This window comes from Streptomyces sp. NPDC007205, assembly GCF_040634095.1.
In the GTDB taxonomy this organism is placed as follows: Bacteria; Actinomycetota; Actinomycetes; order Streptomycetales; family Streptomycetaceae; genus Streptomyces.
In genome coordinates this window covers 191,006-215,083 of record NZ_JBEYEW010000007.1, presented here as the reverse complement: position 1 = coordinate 215,083, position 24,078 = coordinate 191,006, and the positions used below count along the sequence as shown (strand labels likewise).

Genomic DNA, 24,078 nt, shown 5'->3' with positions numbered 1-24,078 from the left:
GTACCGACCTGAGGCGGTTTCGGGGGTCACCCGTTATCCGATTTTGACATAGTCAGCCCCCTGAACGGCGTAGTCCAAATGGCAAGATGCGGTAAACCCACGAGGTCGCGACACCCGAAGGTGTGTGTTCTCGTCGACCCATCGGCACCTCTTCCCATACGCCGGAGGAACCACGATGACCGCAAGCTCCACCCGTCGTACGACCGCCGCACGCTCCCGTCTGGCAGCGGTCGGTGCGATCGCGGTCGCGGGCGCCCTGCTGCTCACCGGCTGCGGTGACCAGACCAAGCACAACAACACGGGCTCCGGCTCCAGCAGCGCTCCGCTGGCCGACAAGCTCCCCAAGGACATCAGGGACAAGGGAAGGATCGAGGTCGGTTCGGACATCAAGTACGCCCCGGTGGAGTTCAAGGACTCCTCCGGCAAGGCCGTCGGTCTGGACCCGGACCTCGCGGCGGCCCTGGGCAAGCAGCTCGGCGTGACGCTGGAGTTCCAGGACGGCACCTTCGACGGTCTGCTCACCGGTCTGCGCTCCGGCCGCTTCGACATCGCGATGTCTGCGATGACGGACAACAAGGACCGCCAGCAGGGCATCGACCCGGACACCGGCAAGAAGGTCGGCGAGGGCGTCGACTTCGTCGACTATCTGACCGCCGGTGTCTCGATCTACACCCGCAAGGGTGACACCCAGGGCATCAACGGCTGGTCGGACCTGTGCGGCAAGAAGATCGCCGTCGAGCGCAGCACCGTCTCGGAGGACCTGGCCAAGCAGGAGGCCAAGAAGTGTCCGGGCGGCAAGAAGCTCACCATCGAGCCGTTCGACGACGACCAGCAGTCCCAGACCCGGCTGCGCTCCGGCGGAGTGGACGCGGCCTCCTCCGACTTCCCGGTCGCCGCGTACGCGGTGAAGACCTCCGGCGGCGGCAAGAACTTCCAGATCGTCGGCCAGCAGGTGGAAGCGGCCCCGTACGGCATCGCCGTGTCCAAGAAGGCCACGCAGCTGCGCGACGCCCTGCAGGCCGCGATGAACGCGATCATCAAGAACGGCGAGTACGCGAAGATCCTCCAGAAGTGGGGCGCCCAGGACGGCGCCGTCAAGGAGTCCGCGATCAACGGCGGCAAGTGACCCGCGGAAGCAGACGAAGCAGAAGCGGCCACCGAGAGGCAACACCCGTGACTGACATCCAGAAGACGGCCGGAGAGAGCCCCGGGGAGAACAGCGCTCCCCCAGCCGGCCCGGAGGCCATCAAGGCCATCCCGGTCCGGCACTACGGGCGATACGTTTCCGCCGTCGTCGCCATCGCGATCCTCGTCGGGATCGTCTACGCCTTCAGCCAGGGCGACATCAACTGGCACGCGGTGCCGGACTACTTTTTCGACCACCGGATCACGACCGGTGTCTACAAGACCCTCCTGCTGACGGTCCTGTCGATGCTGATCGGCATCGTCGGCGGCATCGTCCTCGCGATCATGCGGCTGTCGAAGAACCCGGTGACCTCGTCGATCGCCTGGTTCTACATCTGGTTCTTCCGCGGCACCCCGGTCCTGGTCCAGCTGTTCCTGTGGTTCAACCTGGGCCTGGTCTTCCGCTACATCGACCTGATGCCGCTCTACAAGGACGAGTGGTCGAACTTCATGACGCCGCTGCTGACGGCGCTGCTCGGCCTGGGTCTGAACGAGGCGGCGTACATGGCCGAGATCTGCCGTGCGGGCCTGCTCGCGGTGGACGAGGGGCAGACCGAGGCGGCCCACGCGCTCGGCATGAGCCACGGCAGGACGCTGCGCCGGGTGGTCATCCCGCAGGCGATGCGGGTGATCGTGCCGCCGACGGGCAACGAGGTCATCAACATGCTGAAGACGACCTCGCTCGTGGCGGCCGTCCAGTATCCCGAGCTGTTCCGCTACGCCCAGGACATCGGCCAGAACTCCGGCGCCCCGGTGGAGATGTACTTCCTCGCCGCGGCCTGGTACCTGATCATGACCTCGGTGCTGAGCGTGGGCCAGTACTACATCGAGCGCTATTACGCCCGCGGTTCCAGCCGCCAGCTGCCGCCGACGCCGTGGCAGAAGGTGAAGGCGAACATGTTCTCGCTGGGCCGTCCGAGGGGAGCGGTGGGCGCGGCATGAGCGACGAGCTGAGCAAGACGCAGGACGCGCCGGCCACGGGCACGGTCCCGATGGTCAGGGCACAGGGCGTGCACAAGTCCTTCGGCCACGTCGAGGTGCTCAAGGGCATCGACCTGGAGGTCAAGCCGGGCGAGGTGTTCTGCCTGATCGGCCCCTCGGGCTCGGGCAAGTCGACCTTCCTGCGGTGCATCAACCACCTGGAGAAGATCAACGCCGGCCGGCTGTACGTCGACGGCGAGCTGGTCGGCTACCGCCAGCAGGGCGACAGGCTGTACGAGCTGCGCGACCGCGAGGTCGCCCTGAAGCGCCGGGACATCGGCATGGTCTTCCAGCGCTTCAACCTGTTCCCGCACATGACGGCACTGGAAAACGTCATGGAGGCGCCGGTGCAGGTCAAGGGCGTGAGCAAGACGCAGGCCCGGGAGCAGGCCATACGGCTGCTGCAGCGCGTGGGCCTGGCCGACCGGGCCGGGCACTACCCGTCGCAGCTCTCCGGCGGCCAGCAGCAGCGGGTGGCCATCGCCCGGGCCCTGGCGATGGAGCCCAAGCTGATGCTGTTCGACGAGCCGACCTCGGCCCTGGACCCGGAGCTGGTCGGTGACGTCCTCGACGTCATGCGGGATCTCGCCGAGTCCGGCATGACGATGATCGTCGTCACCCATGAGATGGGCTTCGCCCGCGAGGTGGGCGACAGTCTGGTGTTCATGGACGAGGGCGTGGTGGTCGAATCCGGCCATCCCCGCGACGTCCTGACGAACCCGCAGCACGAACGGACCCAGTCGTTCCTGTCGAAGGTCCTCTGACCGCACACCGGCGAGGGGCGGTACGGATGTTCCGTACCGCCCCTTCCTGCGCGGCAGCCTCAGAAACGACCCGCGAGTTCACCGGTGAGGGTGGTGAGGATGCCGTCGTCTTCCTCTTCTTCCTCGGCGTTCTTCGCAGCCGCCTCGCCGTGCGTACGGCCATGGGCGGGCTCGGGCCGGGCGACCGATTGCGCAAGGGTGGACTTTTTCGAGGTGGCCGCGGCTGCACCCGTCATTCCGATCGTGGCGAGCAGAACGGGGGTAGCGACAGCGATGGCCAGGGCCCTACGTGCGAACACGACTTCCTCCGCATTTGGGATGATATTTCGCCGCCTAGCTACCCGGGCATTCATTCCAAAAAACCGCTCATCGAACTAACCACTCGCACGGCCCCGGCCCCGCCCGGGCGACCGGTCATGCCCTCCACCACGCCGGACCCCTAAGCTCGCGTAATACCCTGAACACACGACCGGCTGTTACCCGACCGCAGATACGACCATGAAGCGCCTGGTAAGGACTACAAGTGGAACTGGCCTATTACTCGGATTACGCCGTCCGTCTCGTCAACACCGAGGAACCGGCCCGGGGCAAGGACTCGCTGACCTCGGTCGAGGCCGTCCGCGACCTCTTCGGCGACAACTCGTCGGCGGCCCGCCGCGCCACCGACGCCGATGTCACCCGCTTCCGCTCGGTACGGGCCCGGCTGCGTGCGGTCTTCGAGGCGGCCGACAAGGGCGACGAGACCCTGGCCGTCGACCTGCTGAACTCACTGCTGCTGGAGTTCCCGGTGTCACCCCAGATCTCCGGCCACGACCACCGCGACGATGACGGCCGCCCGCTGTGGCACATGCACCTGGCCGACCACCCCTCCAACGCCACCGCCGGCTACGCGGCCATCGCGGCGATGGGCCTCGCCTTCCATCTGACGGAGTACGGCGTCGACCGCCTCGGCCTGTGCGAAGCCGCGCCGTGCCGCAACGCCTACCTCGACACCTCCACCAACCGCTCCCGGCGCTACTGCTCCGACCGCTGCGCGACCCGCGCCAACGTGGCCGCCTACCGGGCCCGCAAGCGCCTGGAGGCCGACCGGTCGGCGAGCAGCGGCCTGGCGGCCGAGAGCGCCCAGCGCACCAGCGTCAGCGGCGAACGCTGACCGGCCGGGAGCGGCCGGTACCTGAAGCGCGCCGTGCCCAGCACCAGCTCGTCCGGCACAACGCCGTAGTCGGTGCTGTCCCCACCCGCGTAGGGATTGTCCCCGAGCACCCACCAGCCGCCCTCGCGCCGCTCCACGGCACGCTTGACGACGAGCAGGTCCTGCTGGAACGGATGGCGCAGGACGACGACGTCCCCCGGCCTGACCGAGGCCCCGTACTGCACCAGCAGCCGGTCCCCGTGACGGAGCGTGGGCACCATGGACGGGCCGGTCACCTCGGCCAGCCCGAACGGCGCCACCGCCCTCCCCCGCTCGGTCTCCTGCGACAGCTCCGGCATCCCCGGCACCTCCCCGGTCCGTTCCTCCACCAGTCTCAGTCTGACCCTGGACTTTTGTCCTAAGCCCTAGGGGGCACCCGAGAAATCGCCTTCTGCAGGGAGTAATGTCGCACCTGAGAAGACGATCACGAGGAAGGAATGCTCCATGCTTTCCCGCCTGTTTGCCCCCAAGGTCAAGGTCAGCGCCCACTGCGACCTGCCCTGCGGCGTGTACGACCCGGCCCAGGCCCGCATCGAGGCGGAGTCGGTGAAGGCCGTCCAGGAGAAGATGGCCGGTAACGACGACCCCCACTTCCAGGCACGCGCCACCGTCATCAAGGAGCAGCGCGCGGAGCTCGCGAAGCACCACGTCTCCGTGCTCTGGAGCGACTACTTCAAGGCCCCGCACTTCGAGAAGTACCCCGAGCTGCACCAGCTGGTCAACGACGCCCTGAAGGCCCTCTCGGCCGCCAAGGCGTCCACCGACCCGGCGACGGGCCAGAAGGCGCTGGACTACATCGCCCAGATCGACAAGATCTTCTGGGAGACCAAGAAGGCCTGAGGCCTTCTCTCCCTTGCGCCAGGGGCTCGGCCGGTTTCTCCGGCCGGGCCCCCGTCCGTACCCATGCCGGCCGATGTGATCGGCGAGGATCGTGCTGCGGGCATCCCTACGCGACCGAACTGCCAGGAGCGATGTCCAGGCCGGGCAGAGCAAGGTCGGGCCGTTCGTCGCGGTGGCCGCGCCTTACGGTCGACCGGCGCCCAGAGCATGTGAGAGCGCACGGGCGCAGGTTCTCACGGCGGAGAGCACGGAGTCGCGGACCTTGCCGTCGGCGCAGACGCGCTCAGCCGCTCCTGTGACACTCACCGCGGCGACAGCTGCCTTTCTTCTGTCGCGGATCGGTGCCGCGAGGGAGACCATGCCGTCGTGCTTTCATCAAAGTGCACCACCCTGCCGGTCTCCGGGACTTGCCGTGCGGCGAGGGGCCGAAGGGCATGGTGGACGATCAGCACTCCGGAGCCGTGGGGCACACCCACGTGCACCGCCTCCCCGGTGCTCCGGGCCAAGTCGTCGGCCCAGAGCAGGGCATGAGCACGCAATTCGTGGAGACAGGACGCGATGTCGGACGGGCCGAACTGGCGCTCGCCCGTGGCGAGCAGCCGCAGCACGGCCGCGGCTCGGGACAGGGACTGGATGGTGCCTGGCATCTGGCCGCCTCCGTTTCCTCGGTCGGCGCCGCTCGGCGCCGCTTCGTGTGTGAGGACCGTGGCGGCAGGTCGTCACGGCTGTCCGCGCTCATGACCAGCAGGGATCCGATCATGTTGCCCCACGTCACCCGTGCCGGCCGGCGCAAGCTGCACGTCCTGGCCTCGCCCGGAGCCGTCACGGCGATCGAGGCGCTGGCCGCGGTCTCGCCGTCGCTGCCGGTGGAGAGCCTGCGCGAAGCCCGTACCGGTAGCCGCCTGCAGCGCGCCCGCGTCTGCTACGGCCACCTCGGCGGCGGCCTCGCCGTGGCCCTTACCGATCAGCTCGTCGTGGCGGGGGTCGTGCGTCCCTCAGGCCCGGCCGCCCCAACGACCGTGCCCTCACCCTCACCGATACCGGATACCGCCGGTCCACCGAGCTCGCGATTCCGCGTCGGAGCATTGAGGTGACGGACGAGGGCGCAGGTCAGGGCGTGGCGGCCGGGCCCGGTGGGAGGTGCACCGTCATGATCAGGTGGCAGGTCTCGGTACCCGCGCCGCGGTAGGTGTGCGGGGTGTCGCCGTCGAACGTGGCGGTCTGGCCGGCCTTGAGAGTGTGCTCGGCGGCGTCGACCACCAGGGTCATACGGCCGGCGGTGACACTCACGGTTTCCACGACTCCGCCCTGGTGGGGATGGCTGGCGTACTCCTCGTCCGGTTCCAGTCGCCAGCGCCAGACCTCGACCGGGGCCGGGCCGGAGGTCGTCAGCATGAGCCGGGCCTCGCTGCCGCGTTCTCCGGTCCACAAGGGGGCGACCGTGTCCGCGTCCACCACGCGGACACGGCCTTCGGAGGGTCCCTGCATCAGCGCGGACACCGAGATGCCGAGGGTGTCGGCGAGCCGGACCAGGGTGGCCAGATTGGGGTTGCCCTGCGCTTTCTCCAGCGCCACCAGGGCACCCTTGCTGACCTGGGCGCGCCGGCTGAGCTCGTCCAGGGACAGGCCCGCGCGGGCCCGGGCCGCCCGTACGTTCTGTGCGACCGTCCGCAGGGCCGCGGCCGTCTCAGCCACCTGCTCACCATCCTTACGCCGTCACAGCTCAGTGGAATGTACCGCCCGGTCGTTCGGTTGACATGGAGCGGTCGTTTCGTTGTACTGTTCAGTCGTTCCATCGTAATCGTAAGGGATGTACTGTGATCGCTCTGCTGCTGGCCCTCGGCAGCTCACTCGCTTACGGGTGCGCCGACTTCCTCGGCGGCCTCGGTGCCCGGAAGGCCCATGTGCTGCGCACCGTGATGGTCGCGGCCCCGGCCAGTCTCGCGGTCGAGCTGCTGCTGTGGCCGGTGCTCGGCGCCTCGTTCGGCACCGCGGCCCTCGGCTGGGGCGCCGCGTCCGGGGTCGCCTCCGCCGCCGCGTTCGCCCTGCTCTACCGCACCCTGGCGATCGGCCCGATGAACGTGCTGTCGCCCGTGACCGCGCTGGTGTCCGCCGCGCTGCCGGTCGGTGTCGGGCTGCTTCAGGGCGAGCACCTGACCGCAGCAGGCCTGGTGGGACTGCCGCTCGCGCTGGTGGCGGTCGTGCTGGTCAGCGCCGGACACGGCGGCGGTTCGGCGCGCCCCTCCCGTACGGCCCTGCTGCTGGCCTTCGGTGCGGGCGCCGCCATCGCCCTTCAGCTGATCTTCCTGCACCAGGCGCCGTCCGGCAGCGGGGTGGCACCGCTGATCACCGGCCGGGCCGTCTCGTCGGCCGTCACCCTGGCCGCGGCCGGGCTGATGCGCCACAGGCTGGGCTCCGACCGGCCCGCGTACGCCATGGCGGCAGCCGCGGGCGTGCTGGACTCGCTGGCGAACCTGCTGTTCCTGCTCGCCGCCCGCAGCGGGGACCTCACCGTCGTCGCCGTGGTCACCGCGCTCTACCCGGCCGGCACGGTCCTGCTCGCCCGCGGCGTGCTCGCCGAACGCATCCACCGCGGTCAGCTCGTCGGCCTCGGCACCGCAGCCGTCGCCGTCAGCCTCCTCGCTCTGACCTGAGCCCTGGCCGAGCCCTCACCACAGGAGCAGCACCACAGGAGCAGCGCGGCCTCCTGCGCCGCTCCCCCACCGTGAAGGCCGTGCCCGCTCTCGAAACGCCCTGCCCCACCCGCTCCCCGCAGGAAACGGAATCCGTCCATGCCCGCCTTCCGTATCGCCCCCGCCATCGCGGAAGCCTTCCCCGACACCCTCATCGCCCTCGTCACCGCCACCGGGCTGCGCGGCCACGAGCCCTGGCCGCACACCGCCACCGCCCTGGCGGAGCTGGAGCGACAGCTCGCCGACGGCGCCTGGCTCCCGGCCGACGAGACCGACCCGCGCATCGAGGCGTGGCACACCGCCTACCGCTCGTTCGGCACCAACCCCCGCCGCATCCGCCCCAGCGTCGACGCGCTCGGCCGCCGCCTCGCCAAGAAGGGGACACTGCCGCGGATCAACCCGGCCGTCGACTCCTACAACGCCGTCTCGGTCCGGTACGGGCTGCCCGCCGGTGCGTTCGACCTGGACCAGGTCACCGGGGACGTCGACATCCGGTACGCGGACGGCACCGAGTCCTTCACCCCGCTCGGCGAACCCGGCACCATCGAGACCCCCAGGCCCGGCGAGATCATCTACGCGGACACCACCGGGGTCCTGACCCGCCACTGGAACCACCGCGACGCCCACCGCACCCGCGTCACCGAGGACTCCACCCGCGTCGCCTTCCTGCTCGAAACCCTCCACGCCACCCGCGACGGCGACCTCCTCAAGGTCGCGGCGGACGCACTGCGGGGTCTCCTCGCCCCGCACGCCGAACGCAGCGCCGTGCACTACCTCGGCCCGGCCCAGCCGCAGGCCACCGTCTGACAGGAGTGTCGAAGACGGGGGACCCTCTTGTGCGGTCCCGTACGGAAACGTGTCATACCTCGGTGTCAGTGCCCTGTGCCAAGCTGTCGGCGTGACCCTGGAGGACCTCAGACGACTGCGGCGGGTGCGCGACCGCATGGACCGCGAGTACGCCGAGCCGCTCGACATGACCGAGCTGGCCCGCGGCGCCCACATGTCGCCGGGCCACTTCCAGCGCAGCTTCCGCAAGGCCTTCGGCGAGACGCCGTACAGCTATCTGATGACCCGCAGGATCGAGCGGGCCAAGGCGCTGCTGCGCCGCGGCGACCTCACCGTGACCGAGGTGTGCCTCGCCGTGGGGTGTACGTCGCTCGGCTCCTTCAGCTCCCGCTTCACCGAGCTGGTCGGCGAGACCCCGAGCGCCTACCGGGCCCGTGACCACGAGGAGAGCGCGGTGATCCCCTCCTGCGTGGCCCGTACGTTCACCCGCCCGCGCCGCCGGCCCTGGTGACACGCGCGCGCCCGGATCCGGATGGGCCTAGCGTGAGCCCATGGACGTGAAACTCAAGCAGTGCTTCATCGCGGTGGACGACCACGACAAGGCGCTCGCCTTCTATCGTGACGTGCTCGGCCTGGAGGTCCGCAACGACGTGGGCTTCGAGGGCATGCGCTGGGTGACGCTGGGCTCGCCGCTCCAGCCGGACGTCGAGATCGTGCTGGAGCCGCCCGGCGCGAACCCGGACGCCTCTCCCGCCGACCGGCAGGCGATGGCCGAACTGCTCGCCAAGGGCATGCTGCGGGGTGTCATCTTCACGACCGAGGACTGCGACGCGCTGTACGAGCGGGTGCGGGAGTCCGGCGGCGATGTGCTCCAGGAGCCCACGGACCAGCCGTACGGGGTGCGCGACTGCGCCTTCCGGGACCCGGCGGGCAACCAGTTGCGCTTCCTCCAGCGACCCACGCAGTGAACTACCGCGAACGCGAAATACCGGGAGCCTCCCAGGAGTTGGCGCCTACACTCCCCGCCATGATCATTCGCTGGACGTACGCCTTCGCCGACCGGCCCGCCGCCCGGCTGCCCGAGGCCCGCGCCTTCTGGACCGCCGTCACCGGCACCCGGCCGTCCGAACCCCGCGGCGATCAGGGGGAGTTCCTGACCCTGCTGCCCGAGGGCGCCGACGGTGCGGACGCCTGCGTGAAGCTCCAGGGCGTCACCGGGGGTGACGGCGGCGCCCACCTCGACCTCTGCGCCGAGGACGTACGGGAGTTGACCGGGGCGGCCCGTGACCTCGGCGCCGAGGTGGTGGCGGACCACGACGGCTGGGCCGTACTGCGCTCTCCGGCCGGGCAGTTGTTCTGTGCCGTGCCCTGGCACGGGGAGTCGGTACGGCCGCCGGTGGTGGCGGGCAGCCGGCTCGACCAGGTGTGCCTCGACATCCCGCCGTCGGCGTACGCCACCGAGTCCGCCTTCTGGGCCCGGCTCACCGGCTGGGAACGGCAGACCGGTTCACGACCGGAGTTCGAGGTGCTGAAGCCGCCGGCGGGCCTGCCCGTCCGGATCCTCCTCCAGCGGCTCGACGGGGAACGCCCCGTCTCCGCCCATCTCGACCTCGCCTGCGCGGACATCGCCGCCGTCCGCACCCGGCACGAGGAGCACGGGGCGGTCCGGATGGGCGGGGGCCCGCACTGGACGGTGATGCACGACCCGGCGGGCGGCACCTACTGCCTGACCGGCCGGGACCCGGAGACCGGCGGCCTGCCCGGCGCCGGTCAGCCCCCGGTGGACGCGTAGAGGCACAGAACCGTGGTGGTGGCGGAGGGCGCCGGACGCGGCGGGCACGCGTCCTTGCCGCCGCCCTCCTCGGCGCCGCCCTCCTCGCCACTGTCCTTCTCGTTCTCGTCCGGCGGCCAGGCCCGCATGCCCGCCCGGCCCGGCGAGGGCGTCGGGCCGTTCCCGTTCTGCCAGACGTACGGCCCCTTGGGCCGGGCGTCCTCCTGCAGCAGGAGCGTGAGTGCTCCCCCTACGGCCACGGTGACCGCCCAGCCCGTCACCGCCCACCGCCACCAGCGCCGGCGGCGCACACCCCGCTCGCCGGTCACCCCCAGGACTCCACGTCCACCACGGCGCCGGCCGGCACCGGCCCGTACACATGCGGGAACTCCTCCCCGCCCGGCTCCACGGCCTCGTACTTCACCGGCGCGCCGACCAGGGCCGGGTCCACGACCAGCACGACCAGCTCGTCCGGGCCGTCGTAGTCGCCGTACAGGAACGCGGCGATACGCGGGAGCTGCTCACGGGTGGAGAAGTGGATGAAGCCCTCCTCCTGGAGGGTGCGGCCACGGGTGGACACCTCGTAGGAGCCGCGCTCGCGCGCCGTCTCCCAGAGGGAGCGTTCGGTGATGTGGAAGATACGGGGCAGTTTCGGCATGCGCCCACGGTACGGCGCCGACGGCGGGCCCAGCGGTGTTTCCGTGCGTGCGCATGCGACCGTCCCGGGCTGCCGGTGCCGACAGTGCTCAGCTGCTGCGCCGGGTCACGAACTCGGCGAGCGCCAGCAGACCGCCCGCCGCCTCGGGCGCGGGGATCGCACGGGACAGCTCCTGCACGGCACGGGCCATCCGGTCGGCCGCCTCGGTCTGCGCCCAGTCCCGGCCGCCCGCCCGCTCCACGGCCAGGGCCGCACGCGCGATGTCCTCGGCGTCGCCGGAGATGGACGGCTTGCCGTACAGCTCGGCCAGTTCGGCCGCCGCCTCGGTGCCGGTCGACAGGGCCGCCACCACGGGCAGCGACTTCTTGCGGGCCGCGAGATCCGCGCCGGCCGGCTTGCCGGTGCGCCGCGGGTCGCCCCATATGCCGATGACGTCGTCGATCAGCTGGAAGGCGAGTCCCGCCTGGCGGCCGAAGCCGTCCAGCGCCGCCACGTCCTCCTGGCCGGCGCCCGCGTACAGCGCGCCGAGGGCGCAGGCGCAGCCCAGCAGCGCGCCGGTCTTGGCCTCGGCCATGGCGAGCACCTCGTCGAGGGTGACCTCGTCCGGGGCGCGGCGCTCCAGGTCCGTGTCGGTGTGCTGGCCGGCGCACAGCTCCAGGACACAGTCCGTGAGCCGGGCCGCGGCCGGGCCCGAGGCGGGGTGCGGGTCCTCGGCGAGCAGCCGCAGGGCCAGTGCCTGGAGGGCGTCACCCGCGAGGATCGCGTCGGCGTCGCCGAACACCGTCCAGGCCGTGGGCCGGTGCCGGCGGGAGGTGTCCCGGTCCATCACGTCGTCGTGCAACAGCGTGAAGTTGTGGACCAGTTCGACCGCCACCGCCGCCCGCACCGCCGCCGTACGGGCCGCCGGGCCGCCGAGGGCGGCGGCTGCGGCCAGGACGAGCGCGGGCCGTATCGCCTTGCCGGCCTTGCCCGTTGCCGGAGTGCCGTCCGCGTGCTGCCAGCCGAAGTGGTAGAGCGCGATCCGCCGCATGGAGCCGGGCAGCGCATCCAGGGCCGCGCGCAGCTCCGGGTCGACGACGGCCCGGGTGCGCTCCAGCAGGGCCGCCGCCTCCTGTCCTTCGAGCGGACCGGCATCGGCGTCGCCGGCCCTCCCCCGCCGTTCCCACGCCGTGCCGGGGTGCGGCACGACGGGGGAACGCTGTGCGGTCTCCGTCATGAAATCGGCCATGTCTCCCCCTCGCCAGGTCCGCGGACGCCGGCGTCGCCGGCCCGGCCGGACGCATGTTCCGAGGGTCTACCCGCCGCGGCGGGCGGGGACACGGCCGCGAAGTGCGGAAACGTCACCTCCAGCGGCCGATCTCGACGTTCTCCAGCACGCCGAGCGCGTCGGGCACCAGCACGGCGGCCGAGTAGTAGGCCGTCACGAGGTACTTGATGATGGCCTGTTCGTTGATGCCCATGAAGCGGACCGACAGGCTCGGCTCGATCTCGTCCGGGAGGCCCGACTGCCGCAGGCCGATGACGCCCTGGTCCTGCTCGCCGGTGCGCATCGCGATGATCGAGGTCGTGCGCTCCGGGGTGACCGGGATCTTGCTGCACGGGTAGATCGGCACCCCGCGCCAGGTGGGGATGCGGTTGCCACCGATCTCGACGGTCTCCGGGACCAGTCCGCGCTTGTTCAGTTCGCGTCCGAACGCGGCGATCGCGCGCGGGTGGGCCAGGAACAGCTTGGTGCTGCGCCGGCGGCTGAGCAGCTCGTCCATGTCGTCCGGGCTGGGCACGCCGTCGTGCGGCTGGATCCGCTGGTCGTACTCGCAGTTGTGGAGCAGGCCGAAGTCGCGGTTGTTGATCAGCTCGTGCTCCTGGCGCTCCTTGAGCGCCTCGACCGTGAGCCGCAGCTGCTGCTCGGTCTGGTTCATCGGCTGGTTGTACAGGTCGGCCACGCGCGTGTGGATGCGCAGCACGGTCTGGGCGATGCTCAGTTCGTACTCGCGGGGCCGCGCCTCGTAGTCCACGAAGGTGTGCGGGATGTCGGGCTCACCGGAGTGACCGGCCGCCAGCTCGACCTCCTTCTCGCCGTACTTGTTGGTCCGCTGCTCCGGGACGGAGCGCAGCTGCTCCAGGTGCGCCCGCAGGGTGTCGGAGCGCTCGGCGATCTGCTGGAAGTCCTGCCGGCTGAGGATCAGCACCGTGGTCGCGGTGTCCGCGCGGACGGTGTAGTCCCAGATGGCGTCCGGGTCCAGCAGCGCCTGCTCACCGAAGTAGGCGCCGTCGGCGAGGACTCCGAGGACGGCGTCGTCGCCGTAGGGGCCGGTGCCGATCTTCTCGACCCTGCCGTGCGCCAGCAGGTACACCTCGCCCGTCTGGTTGCCGAAGTCGGCGATCACCTCGCCGGGCGCGAAGTCGCGCTGGCGGCAGCGCCGGGCCAGCTCCGTCAGCACCTCCTCGTCCTCGTAGGACCGCAGGGCCGGCAGTTCGCCGAGCTCGGCCGGGATGACCTCGACCTGGTCCCCGGTCTTGACGAAGGTGATGCGGCCGTCGCCGACGGAGTACGTCAGCCGCCTGTTGACGCGGTACGTGCCGCCCTGGACGTCGACCCACGGGAGTGTGCGCAGCAGCCAGCGGGAGCTGATCTCCTGCATCTGCGGGACGGACTTGGTGGTGGTGGCCAGGTTCCGCGCGGCCGCCGTCCCGAGGGACTGCTGCGGCTTGCTCTGATCCGTGCGGACCTCTTCGCCTACCGACATAGAGAATTGCCTCCCAGGTATTCCCGGTGCCGAATCGCCCGGGCACCGGTCTCGGGACCGAGCCTTTCATCACCGTCCGTGGTCGCGCCATTACCCGAAAGAGCGGGAATGGATCATCGGATTACTGGGCACGAAGAGGGATCTCGTCGTGGTCCGGGACGTCCGGTTTCGGTAGCGTCCGGCGACCGGAACGGACCGGCACGGAACGAAGGAGGCGGCATGGCCCCACCCATGTCCGCGAGCGGGTTTCTGGACGCTCTGCGAACGGAGGGCGTCAGCGTCGTCGAGGTCGGCGACTGGCAGAACCACAACCGCAACCACAAGGGCCCGTGGGGGCCCGTCCACGGTGTGATGATCCACCACACGGTGACCCGCGGCAGCGCGCACACGGTGCAGATGTGCAGGACCGGCCGTCCTGCGCTGCCGGGCCCGTTGTGCCACGGCGTGATCACCAAGGACGGCAGCGTGCACCTGGTCGGCTACGGCCGCGCCAACCACGCCGGCCTCGGTGACGACGACGTGCTGCGCGCGGTGATCGCCGAGAAGGGGCTGCCGCCGGTCAACGAGGCGAACACCGATGGCAACCGGCACTTCTACGGCTTCGAGTGCGAGAACCTGGGCGACGGGGAGGATCCCTGGCCACAGGCCCAGCTGGACGCGATCGCCCGGGCGGCGGCTGCGGTGTGCCGCCGGCACGGGTGGACCGAGAGCTCGGTGATCGGCCACTTGGAGTGGCAGCCGGGGAAGGTGGATCCGCGGGGGTTCGGGATGGGGTGGCTGCGGGAGCGGGTGGCCGAGCGGCTGAAGGGGTAGCGTCGCGCTCCTTCAGGCGGTACCCGGCCGGCGCGGGCAGGCGTCCCCGGGGCGCCCCGGCCCCCCGCACCGGGTGACAATGAAGCCGTGACCAGCCGGACCCTGCTCGCTCCCCGTCTCCCCTCCCCTCTCCAGGAGGTAGCGGACAACCGGTTCGAGCGGCACGGCGTCCGGCTCCTCCTCAAGCGTGACGACCTGATCCACCCCGACGTCATCGGCAACAAGTGGCGCAAGCTGGTGCCGAACATCGAGGCGGCCCAGGGGCGCCCCCTGGTCACCTTCGGCGGTGCCTACTCCAACCACCTGCGCGCCACCGCCGCCGCCGGCCGCCTCCTCGGTCTGCCGACCACCGGAGTGGTCCGCGGCGAGGAGCTGGCCGACCGTCCGCTCAACCCCTCGCTGGCCCGGTGCGCGGCGGACGGCATGCGGCTGCACTTCGTCGACAGACCGACGTACCGCCGCAAGACCGAGCCGGAGACCCTGGCCGCGATCCTGCGTGCGGCCGGCGCCGAGGAGGCGTACGTCGTCCCCGAGGGCGGCAGCAACGGCGCGGCCGTGCACGGCTGCCGGCCCCTCGGCGGGGAGCTGCGCGGGCATGCCGACGTCGTCGCGGTCGCCTGCGGCACCGGCGGCACCCTCGCGGGGCTCGCCGCCGGACTGACGGCCGCACAGCGCGCGCTCGGCATACCGGTCCTCAGGGGCGGCTTCCTGGAAGGCGACGTCCGGAATCTGCAGGAACGTGCCTTCGGCGCCCGTACCGGCTCCTGGTCCCTCGACGAGCGTTTCCACTTCGGCGGTTACGCCCGTACGACGCCCGAACTGCACGCTTTCGCGGAGGACTTCGAGGACCGCCACGGGCTGCCCGTCGAACGTCTCTATGTCGCCAAGTTGCTCTACGGACTTGTCACCCTCGCCGAGGAGGGCGCCTTCGCGCGCGGGACGGCGATCGCCGCCGTCGTCACCGGGCGGCCGTTCCCGGAGGGCTAGGCCGCCTCCCGGAGGGTTAGGCCGCCTCCCGGTAGGCCGCCGCCTCCTCCAGGTCCAGGCGTCTGAGCAGCGCGCGCAGCATCTCGTCGTCGATGTAGCGGTGGTCCCGGAGCGTGACGAAGACCTCGCGTTCGGCGCCGATCATCTCGCGGGAGAGCCGGCGGTAGGTGTCGTCCACGGTCTCGCCGGTGACCGGGTTGGTCTGGCCGAGGCGCTCCCAGACCGCGTTGCGGCGGCGCTCCAGGACCGTGCGCAGGCGGTCGGCGAGCGGCGGGGGCAGGGCGTTGCGCTCGTCGGAGAGGAGGTCGTCCAGGCGCCTCTCGGCGGCCCGGGAGGCCTGTGCCTGGGCGTTGGCCTCGGCGAGCGTCTCGGCCTGCCGGTCGCGGCCGGGGAACCGCATCAGGCGGATCAGCGGCGCGAGGGTCAGGCCCTGCACCACGAGGGTGCCGATGACGGTGGTGAAGGTCAGGAACAGGACCAGGTTCCGCTGCGGGAAGGGAGCGCCGCCGTGCACGGTGAGCGGGATGGAGAACGCGATGGCCAGGGAGACCACACCGCGCATGGCGGCCCACCCGGTCACGACCGGCGCCCGCCAGGTGGGGTCGTCCTCACGCTCCCGGATGCGGCGGAAGAGCCGGCGGGGCAGGTAGGTCGCCGGGAACACCCAGACGAAGCGGGCCGCTACGACCACGAGGAAGACCGCGATCGCGTACCAGGCCGCGTCGGCGCCCCGGTACGCGCCCAGCCCCTTCAGGACGGTCGGCAGCTGCAGGCCGATCAGCGCGAACACCGCCGACTCCAGTACGAAGGCGACCATCCGCCACACCGCGTCCTCCTGGAGCCGGGTGGCGAAGTCGACCTCCCAGGAGCGGTGCCCGAGATAGACCGCGACCACCACGACAGCGAGGACTCCCGAGCCGTGGAACTGCTCGGCCACGCCGTAGGCGACGAACGGGATCAGCAGGGAGAGGCTGTTCTGCAGCAGCGCCTCCTTCAGGTGGGTACGCAGCCAGTGGATCGGCACCATGAGCACCAGTCCGACGACGACACCGCCGACGGCGGCCCGCAGGAACTCGCCGATACCGCCCGCCCAGGTGGCGCCCTCGCCGACGGCCGCGGTGAGGGCCACCTTGTACGCGGTGATCGCGGTGGCGTCGTTGAGCAGGGACTCGCCCTGGAGGATGGTGGTGATCCTGGACGGCAGGCCGACCCGGCGTGCGATCGCCGCGGCCGCGACCGCGTCCGTCGGTGCGACCACCGCGCCCAGCACCAGCGCGGCCGGCAGCGGCAGCCCCGGCACGACGAGGTAGGCGACCCAGCCGACGACGAAGGTCGCGAAGAGCACGTACCCGATCGACAGCAGCCCCACGGGCCGCATCTGGGCGCGCAGATCGAGGTACGAGCTCTCCGTGCCCTCCTTGTACAGCAGCGGGGGCAGCACCAGGGGCAGGACGATCTCCGGGTCCAGCGTGTAGTGCGGGACGCCGGGGGCGTAGGAGACCGCCAGGCCCACGGCGACCAGCAGCAGCGGGGCCGGCACGGGGGTGCGCCGGGCGGCCCCCGCGACCGCCGCACTGCCCGCCACCAGCAACAGCAGCGGCATCACGTCCATGATCCTCGCCCACCCTCGTTGTCCGCGCGGCCACCCGCACACCCGTCGTAATCTGGCAATCATGAAACAGTGCACGCACACCGACGCGCTGCCGCACCCGGAGCCGGATCCGCTCGACGCCACCTGCCCGGAGTGCCTGCGGGACGGCACGCACCCCGTCCAGCTGCGGCTGTGTCTCAGCTGCGGACACGTCGGATGCTGCGACTCCTCGCCGGGGAGGCACGCCACACAGCACCACGTGACGTCCGGTCACCCGGTCATGCGGTCCTTCGAGCCGGGCGAGGAGTGGCGGTGGTGCTTCGTGGACCACGTACTGGTCTGAGCGCGCCGTCGCGTGATCACATTCCCGCCTGACCCCGTTCTCGTGTGACACTGCATGCGGCGACGACCGCACGACGGTTCGAGCGTGTGACGTCTGGGTACGTCAACCCGGCGCGCCCTCTTCCCATTTGGGCCCGCAAACCCTCTAGACACGGAGCGTATGCACAGCTTTACTGTGAGTGACGCCAGGGGGGTTGGGGTCCCGGGACAGGAACCTTCGGAGCGCGATAGCGTCACCGCGGAACCACGTACGCGTTACCCCGGGGGGCGACCCTCGGCCCCGTAAAGCTTGTACCACCATGGAGGTGAGGGTGTCCCAGATCGCAGGCGAGCCCACGGCGAATCAGGACTTCGTGGAAGTCCGGCTGCCGGCCGCGGGTGCCTACCTGTCGGTGCTGCGGACGGCCACGGCCGGTCTCGCGGCCCGCTTGGACTTCACCCTGGACGAGATCGAGGACCTGCGCATCGCCGTGGACGAGGCCTGCGCGATCCTGCTCCAACAGGCCGTGCCCGGCTCCGTGCTCAGCTGTGTCTTCCGGCTCGTCGACGATTCGCTGGAGGTCACGGTCGCGGCGCCGACCACGGACGGTCACGCCCCCTCGCGGGACACCTTCGCCTGGACCGTGCTCTCGGCCCTCGCAGGCAAGGTCTCGTCCGCGGTCGACGAGGACAAGACCGTGTCGATCAGCCTCTACAAACAGCGCGGCGCGGGTCCCGGGCCGGCGTGAGGAACGGGGACGGTCCGGTGCGGGACGAAGAGCGCGGCACACGGGAGCTGCCGGCCGGGGACGGGGGTGCCCCCTGGCCGAGGACGGCCGAGACGCCCGGGGAGGCCCCCCGGGACGGTTCCCGGCGTATGGCGGACGGCATCGACGGCATCCCCGAGCAGGCCAGACCGCACCCGGAGGACGACTCCGCGCAGACCGGCGGTGACGGTTCCGTGGAGGGCGTGCCCGCGGTGGAACCCCGCGCGGCGGCCAGGGCTCGGGGAAGGGCTACGGGCGGGACGATGAGCGAGCACGAGCGGTACGCCGAGGACGACGCGCCGGGTGCGGAGGCCGTGCAGGCAGCACAGCACGGCCACCAGGACCGCAGCGGGGCGCGGGCGATGTTCGTCGAGCTGCGCACACTGGACGCGGGCAGCCCGGACTACGCCGAGCTGCGCAATCAGCTGGTCCGTATGCACCTGCCGCTCGTGGAGCACCTGGCGCGCCGGTTCCGCAACCGCGGCGAGCCGCTGGACGACCTCACCCAGGTCGCCACGATCGGTCTGATCAAGTCCGTCGACCGGTTCGACCCGGAGCGCGGCGTGGAGTTCTCCACGTACGCCACCCCGACCGTCGTCGGCGAGATCAAACGGCACTTCCGTGACAAGGGCTGGGCGGTCCGCGTGCCGCGCCGGCTGCAGGAGCTGCGGCTCTCGCTGACCACGGCGACGGCCGAGCTGTCCCAGCTGCACGGCCGCTCCCCCACCGTGCACGAGCTGGCCGAGAAGCTCGCGATCTCCGAGGAGGAGGTCCTGGAGGGCCTGGAGTCCGCCAACGCGTACTCCACGCTCTCCCTGGACGTGCCCGACACCGACGACGAGTCCCCCGCGGTCGCCGACACCCTCGGCGCGGAGGACGAGGCGCTGGAGGGCGTGGAGTACCGGGAGTCGCTGAAGCCGCTGCTGGAGGATCTGCCGCCGCGGGAGAAGCGGATCCTGCTGCTGCGCTTCTTCGGGAACATGACCCAGTCGCAGATCGCGCAGGAGGTCGGCATCTCCCAGATGCACGTCTCCCGGCTGCTGGCCCGCACCCTGGCCCAGCTGCGGGAGAAGCTCCTCGTGGAGGAGTGAGCCGGGGATCGAGTCCCGGCCGGACTATTCGGCGCGGCCCGGTCCCTTGATGCCGAGGGCCCGGGTCGTCTCGCCGTTGACGAGCAGCACCAGCGCCGCCACGGCGACGGCCGTGAGGGCGATACCGGCCGGCACGGCCACGCCGTCGGCGTGGATCAGGTTGTACGCGATCGGCAGCGCCAGGAGCTGGGTGATCACCGCGGGGCCGCGGCTCCAGCTGCGCCGCAGCAGCAGTCCGCGCGCGGCGAGCAGCGGCAGCAGCGCGAGCACGGCCAGCGTGATGCCCAGGGTCACGGCCTGCTGCCGGTCGTCCGGAGAGCCGGTGACCACGAGCACGAGCACCCACAGCCCACCGGCCGCCAGGGCGACGCCCTCCAGCCCGGCCAGCACGGCGGCGTAGGTCAGCCGACGGGGCCGGGGTCCGGTGGGGTCCTGGGCGGGGTTCTGCTCACTGCTCACCCCAGCAGGGTAGCGGGGTGGGTGTGAGCGCCCGGAAGGGGCGCGGTCGCGGCGCGGCACCGTGTCCGCTGGCACGCCCCCGCCTCTTACCGGATCCCTACCTCGATATGGGCCCGGTACCCCCCAGTAGGTACGCTGCCCTCCATGCGTGCACTTCTCGTGATCAATCCGGCGGCAACCACCACAAGCGCACGCAGGCGCGACGTCCTGACCCACGCGCTGGCGAGCGAGATGAAGCTGGAGGCGGTCACCACCGAGTACCGCGGCCACGCGCGCGACCTCGGCCGGCAGGCGGCGGACAGTGACGACATCGACCTCGTGGTGGCCCTCGGCGGCGACGGCACGGTCAACGAGGTCGTCAACGGCCTCCTGCACGCCGGCCCCGACCCCGAGCGCCTGCCCGGACTCGCCGTCGTCCCCGGCGGCTCCACCAACGTCTTCGCCCGCGCCCTGGGCCTGCCCAACGACCCCGTCGAGGCCACCGGCGCCCTGCTGGACGCCCTGCGCGAGGGCAGCGAGCGGGTCGTCGGGCTCGGACTGACCTCGGGCACCCCCGGCACGGTGGACGAGGCGGTCCCGGACCGCTGGTTCACCTTCAACGCCGGCCTCGGTTTCGACGCGGGCGTGGTCGGCCGGGTCGAGCAGCAGCGCGAGCGGGGCAGGAAGTCGACGCACGCGCTGTACGTACGGCAGGTGATCCGGCAGTTCCTCGGCGAGCAGAACCGCCGGCACGGCTCGATCACGCTGGAGCGGCCCGGCGAGGACCCGATCGGTGATCTTGTGGTCGCCATAGTCTCGAACACGTCCCCGTGGACGTATCTCGGCAATCGCCCCATGTACACGTCGCCTAAAGCCTCGTTCGATACCGGCGTCGACGTGCTCGGTCTCAGCCGTCTGTCGACGGCCTCGGTTGCCCGGTATGGCACCCAGTTGCTCACTTCGTCCCCCGAGCGCGGCCCCCATGGCAAGCATGTGCTCTCCCTGCACGATCTGGACCGGTTCACCTTGCATTCGAAGGTGCCCCTCCCCCTGCAGATGGACGGTGACCACCTGGGGCTCCGTACGAGCGTGACGTTCACAGGCGTACGCCGTGCACTGCGTGTGATTGTGTGAGCGCAAGGGCCAAAAGTCCTTTCACTCGAACGTTTAGGCCAGGATCCACCCCATGGAAGTACGGCTGTGACCTAGTCGACACCGAGGAATCCAAAAAAACTTTCCGGAAGGGGTTGTATCCGCCGCTGAGGTTTGCGAGTCTCTACGTGGCGATCGGGACGGCCCGCAACACCGGCCTCCACTGATCACCGGAACCCCTCTTCAAACCAAGGACCACGCCGGGGAAGACTCGGCGGTCGGCCCTTCACTTGTTGAGGGATTCGTGAAAGCGTTCACATTCACAAGCAACCTGCACGTAATACGTTCAGAGAACCTAGGAGAGGTAGCAGCCATGGACTGGCGTCACAACGCCGTTTGCCGCGAGGAAGACCCCGAGCTCTTCTTCCCCATCGGCAACACCGGTCCTGCGCTGCTGCAGATCGAGGAAGCCAAGGCCGTCTGCCGTCGCTGCCCGGTGATCGAGCAGTGTCTGCAGTGGGCGCTCGAGTCCGGCCAGGACTCCGGCGTCTGGGGTGGTCTCAGCGAGGACGAGCGCCGCGCCATGAAGCGCCGCGCCGCCCGCAACCGGGCCCGTCAGGCCTCCGCCTGACATACCCACCCCTGCTGACAGCCTGAGCTTGGCGGCGCGTGCAGCACGCACGCATCTCCCGCCCCCGAGCCGCAGCGCGCAGTATCCCCCGATGCGCTTAGCCCAACAGCAGAGCAGCAACGAGCACAAGCCTCGGACCGATGGCGGTCCGGGGCTTTTTGCTGTGCCCACGCCCCCGTATGACAAACGACCGCCGCTGTACGGCAGTTGGGCTACTTCTGCGCCTGCACCGGAATGTCCAGGATCACCCGGGTGCCCCGCCCCGGCGCGGGGACCATGTCGAACGAACCGCCCAACTCCCCCTCCACCAGCGTTCGTACGATCTGCAGCCCCAGGTTTCCGGAGCGGTGCGGGTCGAAGTCCTCGGGCAGGCCGACGCCGTCGTCCTGGACGGTGACGAGGAGGCGGGCCTCCTTCGTCGTACCACCCCGCACCGCCGAGACCTCGACCGTGCCGGTGTCGCCCTCACGGAAGCCGTGCTCCAGGGCGTTCTGCAGGATCTCGGTGAGGACCATCGACAGCGGGGTGGCCACCTCGGCGTCGAGTATGCCGAAGCGCCCGCTGCGCCGGCCGGTCACCTTGCCCGGCGAGATCTCGGCGACCATCGCCAGCACGCGGTCGGCGATGTCGTCGAACTCCACGCGTTCATCCAGGTTCTGAGACAGCGTCTCATGCACGATCGCGATCGAGCCGACCCGGCGGACCGCCTCCTCCAGGGCCTCCCGGCCGCTTTCGGAGTCGATGCGCCGGGCCTGCAGACGCAGCAGCGCGGCGACCGTCTGGAGGTTGTTCTTCACCCGGTGGTGGATCTCCCGGATGGTCGCGTCCTTGGTGATCAACTCGCGCTCGCGGCGCCGCAGTTCGGTGACGTCCCGGCACAGCACCAGGGAACCGATCCGGGTGCCCTTGGGCTTGAGCGGGATCGCCCGGAACTGGATGACCCCGTCGTTGGCCTCGATCTCGAACTCGCGCGGCGCCCAGCCGCTGGCCGCCTTGGCGAGCGCCTCGTCCACCGGACCCCGGGTCGGTGCGAGTTCGGCGGTGGTCTGGCCGAGGTGCTGGCCGACCAGGTCGGCGGCGAGGCCGAGGCGGTGGTAGGCGGACAGCGCGTTCGGGGAGGCGTACTGGACGACGCCGTCGGCGTCCAGCCGGATCAGTCCGTCGCCGACGCGCGGCGAGGCGTCCATGTCGACCTGCTGGTCGGGGAAGGGGAACGATCCTGCCGCGATCATCTGCGCGAGGTCGGAGGCGCTCTGGAGGTAGGTGAGCTCCAGCCGGCTCGGGGTGCGGACGGTCAGCAGGTTGGTGTTGCGGGCGATCACACCGAGGACGCGGCCCTCACGTCGTACGGGGATGGACTCGACCCGTACGGGGACCTCTTCGCGCCACTCCGGGTCGCCCTCGCGCACGATCCGGCCCTCGTCCAGCGCCGCGTCCAGCATCGGCCGGCGGCCACGCGGGACGAGGTGGCCGACCATGTCGTCCTGGTAGGAGGTGGGGCCGGTGTTGGGGCGCATCTGGGCGACCGAGACGTACCGCGTGCCGTCGCGGGTGGGGACCCACAGGACCAGGTCGGCGAAGGAGAGGTCGGAGAGCAGCTGCCACTCCGAGACCAGCAGATGGAGCCACTCGAGGTCGGAGTCGTCGAGGGCGGTGTGCTGGCGGACCAGTTCGTTCATGGAGGGCACGTCTGCGAGCGTACCCGCGGGCTGCGGGTGGCCGGAAAACACCCGCGGGCCGCGGCGCCTGGAAGGGACCCTCAACCCTCCCGGCACCGCAGCCCGGAGCATCATCGGCCGTGGGGTGTGCGGTCCCGGTCGGCCGAAGGTCGAGGAGCCGGGGCAGTCAGGGCAGAGAGCGCCGGTTCCTCGATCCGTCTTCCTGTGCGGGGAAGACGGAGGCTTGTCACGTTGATGCGTTCTTGTCGATTCTGGACTAGACCACAACGGTGTGTCCATGGTCTCGTCGGCATGCACGACTGATGGCACCCGATGCCACGCAGCCTAGCCCGCCTCGGTCAGTCGCGGGGCCAGATGGCCATGGCAATTTCCGCGAGTGCTTCCAGTTCCTCCCGGCTCGCTCCGTCGCGGGCCTGCTGGGACATGCCCTGGATCATGGCGCCGGTGTGCCGGGCGAGGGCGGCGGCATCGGTGCCGGCCGGGAGCCGCCCGGCCGCGAGGTCCGTCCGGATCCGGGATTCGAGGGCGGCGATGGTCCCGTTGCGCAGCCCGCGCAGCAGCTCCTCGACCTCGGGGCTGGTGCAGTTGGTGGCGGCGTGCACGACCAGGCAGCCGTACGGGTGCGCGGGGTCGGTGTACTCGGCGGCGGCCTCGCGCAGCACGCGCTCGACGGCCGCGCGGGCGGTGGGCTCCTCGGCGAGGGCGCGGTCGACGAAGGCGCCGTGCGTGCCGGTGTAGACCTGGACGGCCTCCTCGAACAGGGTCCGCTTGGCACCGAAGGCCGCGTACAGGCTCGGCGCCCCGATGCCCATGCTCCGGGTGAGATCGGAGACCGAGGTGGCCTCGTAGCCGTGCTCCCAGAAGGCCATGAGCGCCTTCTCCAGGGCGGCGGCCCGGTCGAAGGAGCGCGGCCGACCGCGCGTCCTGGCCGTGCCGACCTGCACTTCCGCGTCCTGACCGGGCACCATGGAGAGCATTTTATAGCGGCCCCTAGAGAAGTGCTCCTCTCTTGTCGTTTCCCGGGACGGCGGACGTCTCATTTCCCGGGCAT

The 24,078-nt window shown here is 70.8% G+C and carries 29 protein-coding genes and 1 pseudogene; 18 read left to right on the top strand and 12 right to left on the bottom strand.

Translation table 11 applies throughout. The features are described 5' to 3' along the window. Nucleotides 1–175 precede the first annotated feature (175 nt). From ABZ624_RS15110 to ABZ624_RS15100, 3 genes are read left to right on the top strand one after another with little or no spacing between them, the layout of a single operon-like run. Entirely contained in the window at nucleotides 176–1,126 is a 951-nt protein-coding gene (locus ABZ624_RS15110) for an ABC transporter substrate-binding protein (RefSeq protein WP_360087489.1), read from the top strand. A 47-nt stretch (nucleotides 1,127–1,173) separates the two neighbouring features. After that, nucleotides 1,174–2,127, top strand: a complete 954-nt coding sequence (locus ABZ624_RS15105; protein WP_360087486.1) for an amino acid ABC transporter permease — start codon at nucleotides 1,174–1,176, stop codon at nucleotides 2,125–2,127. A gap of 50 nt (nucleotides 2,128–2,177) precedes the next feature. Further along, nucleotides 2,178–2,930: an amino acid ABC transporter ATP-binding protein gene (locus ABZ624_RS15100; protein ID WP_360087824.1), complete on the top strand. Its 753-nt coding sequence runs from the start codon at nucleotides 2,178–2,180 to the stop codon at nucleotides 2,928–2,930. Nucleotides 2,931–2,989: 59 nt separating this feature from the next. On the opposite strand, the gene ABZ624_RS15095 is transcribed toward ABZ624_RS15100, so the two are convergent. Further along, entirely contained in the window at nucleotides 2,990–3,229 is a 240-nt protein-coding gene (locus ABZ624_RS15095) for a hypothetical protein (protein ID WP_360087483.1), read from the bottom strand. 224 nt (nucleotides 3,230–3,453) lie between these two features. Between ABZ624_RS15095 and ABZ624_RS15090 the strand changes: the two genes are divergently transcribed. Continuing rightward, nucleotides 3,454–4,083, top strand: a complete 630-nt coding sequence (locus ABZ624_RS15090) for a CGNR zinc finger domain-containing protein (RefSeq protein ID WP_360087480.1) — start codon at nucleotides 3,454–3,456, stop codon at nucleotides 4,081–4,083. Here ABZ624_RS15090 and sodX read toward each other — a convergent pair. Further along, nucleotides 3,987–4,421, bottom strand: a complete 435-nt coding sequence (sodX, locus tag ABZ624_RS15085) for a nickel-type superoxide dismutase maturation protease (protein ID WP_360087821.1) — start codon at nucleotides 4,419–4,421, stop codon at nucleotides 3,987–3,989. The genes ABZ624_RS15090 and sodX overlap by 97 nt on opposite strands. Nucleotides 4,422–4,566: 145 nt before the next feature. On the opposite strand from sodX, the gene sodN reads away from it, so the two are divergent. After that, nucleotides 4,567–4,962, top strand: coding sequence for a superoxide dismutase, Ni (sodN, locus tag ABZ624_RS15080; protein ID WP_030339082.1), 396 nt, complete (start codon nucleotides 4,567–4,569; stop codon nucleotides 4,960–4,962). A gap of 183 nt (nucleotides 4,963–5,145) precedes the next feature. Here sodN and ABZ624_RS15075 read toward each other — a convergent pair. Then, nucleotides 5,146–5,609 (bottom strand): annotated as a pseudogene (locus ABZ624_RS15075) (IclR family transcriptional regulator C-terminal domain-containing protein). Nucleotides 5,610–5,720: 111 nt separating this feature from the next. On the opposite strand from ABZ624_RS15075, the gene ABZ624_RS15070 reads away from it, so the two are divergent. After that, a complete protein-coding gene (locus ABZ624_RS15070) occupies nucleotides 5,721–6,056 on the top strand; it encodes a hypothetical protein (RefSeq protein ID WP_360087478.1) in 336 nt (111 codons plus the stop codon). A gap of 16 nt (nucleotides 6,057–6,072) precedes the next feature. Here ABZ624_RS15070 and ABZ624_RS15065 read toward each other — a convergent pair whose 3' ends face one another. After that, nucleotides 6,073–6,657 carry an XRE family transcriptional regulator gene (locus ABZ624_RS15065; protein ID WP_360087475.1) on the bottom strand — a complete coding sequence of 195 codons (585 nt, stop codon included), beginning with the start codon at nucleotides 6,655–6,657 and terminating at the stop codon, nucleotides 6,073–6,075. 122 nt (nucleotides 6,658–6,779) lie between these two features. On the opposite strand from ABZ624_RS15065, the gene ABZ624_RS15060 reads away from it, so the two are divergent. From ABZ624_RS15060 to ABZ624_RS15040, 5 genes are all read left to right on the top strand, one after another. After that, complete coding sequence (locus ABZ624_RS15060; RefSeq protein WP_360087472.1) at nucleotides 6,780–7,616, top strand: EamA family transporter; 837 nt, start codon at nucleotides 6,780–6,782, stop codon at nucleotides 7,614–7,616. Nucleotides 7,617–7,754: 138 nt separating this feature from the next. Beyond that, on the top strand, nucleotides 7,755–8,462 hold the full coding sequence (locus ABZ624_RS15055; RefSeq protein ID WP_360087469.1) for a phenylalanine--tRNA ligase beta subunit-related protein: 708 nt from the start codon (nucleotides 7,755–7,757) through the stop codon (nucleotides 8,460–8,462). 91 nt (nucleotides 8,463–8,553) lie between these two features. Continuing rightward, nucleotides 8,554–8,952: a helix-turn-helix transcriptional regulator gene (locus ABZ624_RS15050; RefSeq protein ID WP_360087466.1), complete on the top strand. Its 399-nt coding sequence runs from the start codon at nucleotides 8,554–8,556 to the stop codon at nucleotides 8,950–8,952. Between the two features lie 40 nt (nucleotides 8,953–8,992). Further along, nucleotides 8,993–9,409: a VOC family protein gene (locus tag ABZ624_RS15045; RefSeq protein WP_360087463.1), complete on the top strand. Its 417-nt coding sequence runs from the start codon at nucleotides 8,993–8,995 to the stop codon at nucleotides 9,407–9,409. Nucleotides 9,410–9,468: 59 nt separating this feature from the next. Next, on the top strand, nucleotides 9,469–10,233 hold the full coding sequence (locus ABZ624_RS15040; RefSeq protein ID WP_360087460.1) for a VOC family protein: 765 nt from the start codon (nucleotides 9,469–9,471) through the stop codon (nucleotides 10,231–10,233). Here ABZ624_RS15040 and ABZ624_RS15035 read toward each other — a convergent pair. The 4 genes from ABZ624_RS15035 to ABZ624_RS15020 all read right to left on the bottom strand — a co-directional run bounded on the left by ABZ624_RS15035 (nucleotide 10,212) and on the right by ABZ624_RS15020 (nucleotide 13,617). After that, nucleotides 10,212–10,541 (bottom strand): hypothetical protein, encoded by a 330-nt coding sequence (locus ABZ624_RS15035; RefSeq protein ID WP_360087457.1) that lies wholly within the window; start codon nucleotides 10,539–10,541, stop codon nucleotides 10,212–10,214. The two genes, ABZ624_RS15040 and ABZ624_RS15035, sit on opposite strands and share 22 nt — an antisense overlap. Continuing rightward, on the bottom strand, nucleotides 10,538–10,870 hold the full coding sequence (locus ABZ624_RS15030) for a DUF952 domain-containing protein (protein ID WP_360087454.1): 333 nt from the start codon (nucleotides 10,868–10,870) through the stop codon (nucleotides 10,538–10,540). The genes ABZ624_RS15035 and ABZ624_RS15030 overlap by 4 nt, the downstream gene beginning before the upstream one ends. 88 nt (nucleotides 10,871–10,958) lie before the next feature. Continuing rightward, nucleotides 10,959–12,098, bottom strand: coding sequence for a family 2 encapsulin nanocompartment cargo protein polyprenyl transferase (locus tag ABZ624_RS15025; protein WP_360087451.1), 1,140 nt, complete (start codon nucleotides 12,096–12,098; stop codon nucleotides 10,959–10,961). A gap of 112 nt (nucleotides 12,099–12,210) precedes the next feature. Then, entirely contained in the window at nucleotides 12,211–13,617 is a 1,407-nt protein-coding gene (locus ABZ624_RS15020; protein WP_360087448.1) for a family 2B encapsulin nanocompartment shell protein, read from the bottom strand. Nucleotides 13,618–13,836: 219 nt separating this feature from the next. On the opposite strand from ABZ624_RS15020, the gene ABZ624_RS15015 reads away from it, so the two are divergent. Then, nucleotides 13,837–14,430 (top strand): N-acetylmuramoyl-L-alanine amidase, encoded by a 594-nt coding sequence (locus ABZ624_RS15015; RefSeq protein ID WP_360087445.1) that lies wholly within the window; start codon nucleotides 13,837–13,839, stop codon nucleotides 14,428–14,430. A gap of 87 nt (nucleotides 14,431–14,517) precedes the next feature. Beyond that, nucleotides 14,518–15,417: a pyridoxal-phosphate dependent enzyme gene (locus ABZ624_RS15010; RefSeq protein WP_360087442.1), complete on the top strand. Its 900-nt coding sequence runs from the start codon at nucleotides 14,518–14,520 to the stop codon at nucleotides 15,415–15,417. Nucleotides 15,418–15,433: 16 nt separating this feature from the next. Here ABZ624_RS15010 and ABZ624_RS15005 read toward each other — a convergent pair whose 3' ends face one another. Further along, nucleotides 15,434–17,029, bottom strand: a complete 1,596-nt coding sequence (locus ABZ624_RS15005) for a Na+/H+ antiporter (protein WP_360087439.1) — start codon at nucleotides 17,027–17,029, stop codon at nucleotides 15,434–15,436. Between the two features lie 61 nt (nucleotides 17,030–17,090). Between ABZ624_RS15005 and ABZ624_RS15000 the strand changes: the two genes are divergently transcribed. From ABZ624_RS15000 to ABZ624_RS14990, 3 genes are all read left to right on the top strand, one after another. Continuing rightward, on the top strand, nucleotides 17,091–17,351 hold the full coding sequence (locus ABZ624_RS15000) for a UBP-type zinc finger domain-containing protein (protein WP_360087436.1): 261 nt from the start codon (nucleotides 17,091–17,093) through the stop codon (nucleotides 17,349–17,351). 310 nt (nucleotides 17,352–17,661) lie between these two features. Next, nucleotides 17,662–18,078, top strand: coding sequence for an anti-sigma regulatory factor (locus ABZ624_RS14995; protein ID WP_031163342.1), 417 nt, complete (start codon nucleotides 17,662–17,664; stop codon nucleotides 18,076–18,078). Between the two features lie 17 nt (nucleotides 18,079–18,095). Beyond that, a complete protein-coding gene (locus ABZ624_RS14990) occupies nucleotides 18,096–19,187 on the top strand; it encodes an RNA polymerase sigma factor SigF (RefSeq protein WP_360087433.1) in 1,092 nt (363 codons plus the stop codon). Nucleotides 19,188–19,211: 24 nt separating this feature from the next. On the opposite strand, the gene ABZ624_RS14985 is transcribed toward ABZ624_RS14990, so the two are convergent. Next, on the bottom strand, nucleotides 19,212–19,646 hold the full coding sequence (locus ABZ624_RS14985) for a hypothetical protein (RefSeq protein ID WP_360087430.1): 435 nt from the start codon (nucleotides 19,644–19,646) through the stop codon (nucleotides 19,212–19,214). A 144-nt stretch (nucleotides 19,647–19,790) separates the two neighbouring features. Here ABZ624_RS14985 and ABZ624_RS14980 point away from each other — a divergent pair, with 144 nt between their 5' ends. Together ABZ624_RS14980 and ABZ624_RS14975 are read left to right on the top strand one after the other, a co-directional pair. Then, the gene (locus ABZ624_RS14980) at nucleotides 19,791–20,759 is read left to right on the top strand and encodes a diacylglycerol kinase family protein (RefSeq protein ID WP_360087427.1); all 969 of its coding nucleotides are present in this window, start codon (nucleotides 19,791–19,793) and stop codon (nucleotides 20,757–20,759) included. Nucleotides 20,760–21,090: 331 nt separating this feature from the next. Further along, nucleotides 21,091–21,348, top strand: a complete 258-nt coding sequence (locus tag ABZ624_RS14975; protein WP_003992873.1) for a WhiB family transcriptional regulator — start codon at nucleotides 21,091–21,093, stop codon at nucleotides 21,346–21,348. 212 nt (nucleotides 21,349–21,560) lie between these two features. Here the strand turns inward: ABZ624_RS14975 and ABZ624_RS14970 are convergent, their stop codons facing one another. Together ABZ624_RS14970 and ABZ624_RS14965 are read right to left on the bottom strand one after the other, a co-directional pair. Continuing rightward, a complete protein-coding gene (locus ABZ624_RS14970; protein WP_360087818.1) occupies nucleotides 21,561–23,027 on the bottom strand; it encodes a PAS domain-containing sensor histidine kinase in 1,467 nt (488 codons plus the stop codon). A 338-nt stretch (nucleotides 23,028–23,365) separates the two neighbouring features. Next, nucleotides 23,366–23,995: a TetR/AcrR family transcriptional regulator gene (locus ABZ624_RS14965; protein WP_360087424.1), complete on the bottom strand. Its 630-nt coding sequence runs from the start codon at nucleotides 23,993–23,995 to the stop codon at nucleotides 23,366–23,368. Between the last annotated feature and the right edge of the window lie 83 nt (nucleotides 23,996–24,078).

Excerpts from the sequence above, each read along its gene's own strand:
- ABZ624_RS15000 (WP_360087436.1), top strand. The coding sequence starts at position 17,091 with ATGAAACAGTGCACGCACACCGACGCGCTGCCGCACCCGGAGCCGGAT.
- ABZ624_RS15070 (WP_360087478.1), top strand. The coding sequence starts at position 5,721 with ATGTTGCCCCACGTCACCCGTGCCGGCCGGCGCAAGCTGCACGTCCTG.
- ABZ624_RS15100 (WP_360087824.1), top strand. The coding sequence starts at position 2,178 with ATGGTCAGGGCACAGGGCGTGCACAAGTCCTTCGGCCACGTCGAGGTG.
- ABZ624_RS15030 (WP_360087454.1), bottom strand. The coding sequence starts at position 10,870 with ATGCCGAAACTGCCCCGTATCTTCCACATCACCGAACGCTCCCTCTGG.
- sodX (WP_360087821.1), bottom strand. The coding sequence starts at position 4,421 with ATGCCGGAGCTGTCGCAGGAGACCGAGCGGGGGAGGGCGGTGGCGCCG.
- ABZ624_RS14970 (WP_360087818.1), bottom strand. The coding sequence starts at position 23,027 with ATGAACGAACTGGTCCGCCAGCACACCGCCCTCGACGACTCCGACCTC.
- ABZ624_RS15025 (WP_360087451.1), bottom strand. The coding sequence starts at position 12,098 with ATGGCCGATTTCATGACGGAGACCGCACAGCGTTCCCCCGTCGTGCCG.
- ABZ624_RS14975 (WP_003992873.1), top strand. The coding sequence starts at position 21,091 with ATGGACTGGCGTCACAACGCCGTTTGCCGCGAGGAAGACCCCGAGCTC.
- sodN (WP_030339082.1), top strand. The coding sequence starts at position 4,567 with ATGCTTTCCCGCCTGTTTGCCCCCAAGGTCAAGGTCAGCGCCCACTGC.
- ABZ624_RS15005 (WP_360087439.1), bottom strand. The coding sequence starts at position 17,029 with ATGGACGTGATGCCGCTGCTGTTGCTGGTGGCGGGCAGTGCGGCGGTC.
- ABZ624_RS14980 (WP_360087427.1), top strand. The coding sequence starts at position 19,791 with ATGCGTGCACTTCTCGTGATCAATCCGGCGGCAACCACCACAAGCGCA.
- ABZ624_RS15020 (WP_360087448.1), bottom strand. The coding sequence starts at position 13,617 with ATGTCGGTAGGCGAAGAGGTCCGCACGGATCAGAGCAAGCCGCAGCAG.
- ABZ624_RS15045 (WP_360087463.1), top strand. The coding sequence starts at position 8,993 with ATGGACGTGAAACTCAAGCAGTGCTTCATCGCGGTGGACGACCACGAC.
- ABZ624_RS15110 (WP_360087489.1), top strand. The coding sequence starts at position 176 with ATGACCGCAAGCTCCACCCGTCGTACGACCGCCGCACGCTCCCGTCTG.
- ABZ624_RS15040 (WP_360087460.1), top strand. The coding sequence starts at position 9,469 with ATGATCATTCGCTGGACGTACGCCTTCGCCGACCGGCCCGCCGCCCGG.
- ABZ624_RS15015 (WP_360087445.1), top strand. The coding sequence starts at position 13,837 with ATGGCCCCACCCATGTCCGCGAGCGGGTTTCTGGACGCTCTGCGAACG.
- ABZ624_RS14965 (WP_360087424.1), bottom strand. The coding sequence starts at position 23,995 with ATGGTGCCCGGTCAGGACGCGGAAGTGCAGGTCGGCACGGCCAGGACG.
- ABZ624_RS15055 (WP_360087469.1), top strand. The coding sequence starts at position 7,755 with ATGCCCGCCTTCCGTATCGCCCCCGCCATCGCGGAAGCCTTCCCCGAC.